This window comes from Shigella sp. FC1544, assembly GCF_001722145.1.
GTDB classification, from domain to species: Bacteria; Pseudomonadota; Gammaproteobacteria; order Enterobacterales; family Enterobacteriaceae; genus Escherichia; species Escherichia coli.
Genome location: NZ_MECT01000181.1, coordinates 1 through 3,440, shown reverse-complemented (window position 1 = coordinate 3,440; position 3,440 = coordinate 1). Strand labels below are relative to the sequence as shown.

Here is a 3,440-nt window from a genome sequence, read left to right as displayed (position 1 = left end):
TAGTGCGCTGGGTTATCGCTCGCCACGGGAATATCTGCGGCAGCGGGCTTGTAATGGGTTAAGTGATAACAGATGTCTGGAAATATAGGGGCAAATCCAAGTAATATCTGGCACTGGAATATTCTCAAAAGGACTAACATCATCACCACGACCTTCAACCAACCATTTTATTGCATTTAAATCCCAGAATAGTTCAGTAGTGGTCAATTTGGGAAACGCACAATATTGTACGGTTACGTTATCGCAATAGAGTGAACTCCCGCCCTATACGGCGTTTTCAAGGATTAGTCCTTAATCGGACAACCACATTAAAGCATAATAAATAATTAAGCTTTAATAATATACTATAGATACAGTTCTATTATAAAAAATACTATTTTAGGTGATGCATTAAATTAGTAGAATATTTATTCTTTTATAAAAGCACCAATGAATTGTCCAAGTAAACATGAGGTAAAATGTGTAGAGGATAACTGAGTTTGGTCACTTTAACTGTATTAGTCGCAGTCTGACTCTCGACTTTAAAAGGATGGGAATTACCTGTACTGATAGTGAGAAAGCTTTCCATTGAAATAAGTCAAATAAAAGTTGATGGCTTCAGTGCTAAAGTGAGGTGCCCGCTAGCCGTATTCACTCGAATCGGAATTCAATGTATTGCTTCTGCCATTTCCATAATATTTCACGGGAAAAACAAAATCTGAAAAACTATACTTAAGTGTTGTATTGAGTCGGTTGAGATACAAATACATATTTATCAGCACACGTTACGTCAAATACAGGAGGTTGTCATGTTGGTACTGAAAGGCACGTTGGCTATTGCAGCCGTGATGACAATTTATTGTCTTATCGTTGTTCTTATGGAACGCTTTTCTGATTGATTTCATATTGGCGAGAGAACAAGAAGGTGAGTAGAATTGTCGCGGAATCCTGAAACTATCAGCCTCAGGTATGAACACCAAAAGGTAGGTAGAGAAATCTATGGCCCCCGTTACTTTATTCGCACAATGAGGTATTTTTTTATTTTTACAAAAGTTCAATAAATATTATAATAAAAGATATGTTCTTGGTAACATAAACAAATATTTAATTAAAATAATGCTTGGCATTGACGTTTATCTTATAAAGTAAGAAGATCATGGACATTTCAACCAAAAAAGTAGAGTTCTCGATGAAATTAAAATTCCTTGTACTTGCACTTTGTGTACCTGCGATCTTTACTACACATGCTACCACTAACTATCCACTTTTCATACCGGATAACATCAGTACGGATATTAGTCTAGGATCTCTGAGTGGCAAAACAAAAGAACGCGTTTATCATCCCAAGGAAGGGGGGAGAAAAATTAGTCAACTGGACTGGAAATACAGTAATGCGACTATTGTTAGAGGTGGCATCGATTGGAAGCTAATTCCAAAAGTGTCTTTCGGAGTTTCCGGTTGGACTACTTTAGGTAACCAGAAAGCAAGCATGGTTGATAAAGACTGGAACAATTCCAATACCCCTCAGGTATGGACCGACCAGAGCTGGCATCCCAATACGCATCTCCGTGATGCTAACGAATTCGAGCTGAATCTTAAAGGTTGGTTATTAAATAATTTGGATTATCGACTTGGACTAATAGCAGGTTACCAAGAGAGTCGTTACAGTTTTAATGCAATGGGAGGGAGTTATATTTATAGTGAAAACGGGGGGAACAGGAATAAAAAAGGGGCACATCCTAGTGGTGAAAGAACAATAGGTTACAAACAGCTCTTCAAAATACCTTATATTGGATTAACTGCTAATTACCGCCATGAGAATTTTGAGTTTGGAGCAGAACTGAAATATAGTGCTTGGGTTCGTTCATCTGATACAGATAAACACTATCAGACTGAGACAATTTTTAAAGATGAAATAAAAAACCAAAATTACTGCTCTGTTGCTGCGAATATTGGATACTATGTCACCCCCAGTGCAAAATTTTATATAGAAGGCTCCAGAAATTACATTTCTAATAAAAAAGGTGATACATCTCTTTATGAGCAAAGTACCAATATATCTGGCACCATTAAAAATAGTGCAAGTATTGAATATATTGGTTTTCTCACTTCCGCAGGTATAAAGTATATTTTTTGAATTGGTTCACCGAGTTGATTACGTTTTCATGGCTAAAAATTGCCGCCCATTGTGAGTCATATTCGCCCTGACTTTCCAGAACCATACGAACTGCCCGTTGACGGACTTCGGGGGAAAAACGTGTATTTTTAGTCATTCTGTTTACCTCTTTCTCAGGGCGTTTAGTCTCCAGGATTTCCGGGGCGGTTCAAAAAACTCTTCGTTGATTACTGTGGACTTACTGTTGGCATTACCGACCCTGAGACCGGAGAAATAAGAACCGCTTAGATCATCGTGGCTGTTCTCGGGGTATCAAGTTACACATGGGCAGAGGCTACCCAAGGTCTACTATTATCGCCTGAAAGCGCTGATGGAACAGTGCTATCAGGGACATGCTGATGAAAATACCTAAATAATCAGCCAGCACTCTATCTTTCCAAATCCACAGCATAGCAAAGAGAGCAAAAGAGCCTGTAAATTCAGAAATTAAGGAAATGCCTCTTTGTGCACATAATCTATCTTATGTTAAATGAAATCTAATTTCTTGATTATATGCTGGATCGTTCGTGGGTGGCTTTGCCCCTATATTTCCAGATACCTGTTATCATTGGCCCGCTGCCGCAGATATTCCCGTGGCGAGCGATAATCCAGCGCACTATGCGGATGCCATTCGTTATAATGCTCGAATGCCTCTGCAAGGTTCTTTGCTGCCGTTAACCCGTCAGGTTTGGGCATGATACTGATGTAGTCACACTTTATTGTTTTCACGAAGCTCTTTGCTATTCTGTTACTCTCCGGACTCCGCACCGCCGTGTTCTTCGGTTCAACAAAGTCCCAACATCCGGGTGAACTGGCGTGTTTCATTAGCCCGGTAGCATGAACCATTATCCGTCAGTCACTTCACTGGAGACGCCGGAAGCTCGTTGCCGAAGCGGTGTTCCACCGCTCCCAGCATGTCGCCAACGGGAGAGCATCTACGGTCTGATTGAACTGTTTATTCAAATTGTCCACCGTCTGTCAGTACGCTCTGAACGTCGGCTGGTTAAAACACTGCTCGCTGATTTTCAGAGGGTTCACGGTAAAACAGCACTTTTATTCCGGATTGCGGAAGCGGCTCTGAATAATCCGGATGGGCTGGTTAAAGAGGTTGTGTACCATCTGCATATTGTTGAACCAGATCGCAGCTGGATTTGCCCCTATATTTCCAGACATCTGTTATCACTTAACCCATTACAAGCCCGCTGCTGCAGATATTCCCGTGGCGAGCGATAACCCAGCGCACTATGCGGATGCCATTCGTTATAATGCTCGAACGCCTCTGCAAGGTTCTTTGCTGCCGTTAACC

The 3,440-nt window shown here is 40.8% G+C and carries 2 protein-coding genes and 1 pseudogene; 1 reads left to right on the top strand and 2 read right to left on the bottom strand.

Annotated elements, in window-relative coordinates:
- Positions 1-1,168: 1,168 nt before the first annotated feature.
- On the top strand, positions 1,169-2,116 hold the full coding sequence (gene icsP / locus BGK49_RS11020; RefSeq protein WP_005041436.1) for an omptin family outer membrane protease IcsP: 948 nt from the start codon (positions 1,169-1,171) through the stop codon (positions 2,114-2,116).
- Positions 2,117-2,677: 561 nt separating this feature from the next.
- On the opposite strand, the pseudogene BGK49_RS11015 reads toward icsP, so the two are convergent.
- Both BGK49_RS11015 and BGK49_RS26475 read right to left on the bottom strand, forming a co-directional pair.
- Positions 2,678-3,050, bottom strand: a pseudogene (locus BGK49_RS11015) (integrase core domain-containing protein); the annotation flags it as partial.
- 241 nt (positions 3,051-3,291) lie between these two features.
- Positions 3,292-3,440: integrase core domain-containing protein (locus BGK49_RS26475; protein ID WP_146628129.1), on the bottom strand; the 149-nt coding region annotated here is incomplete at its 5' end.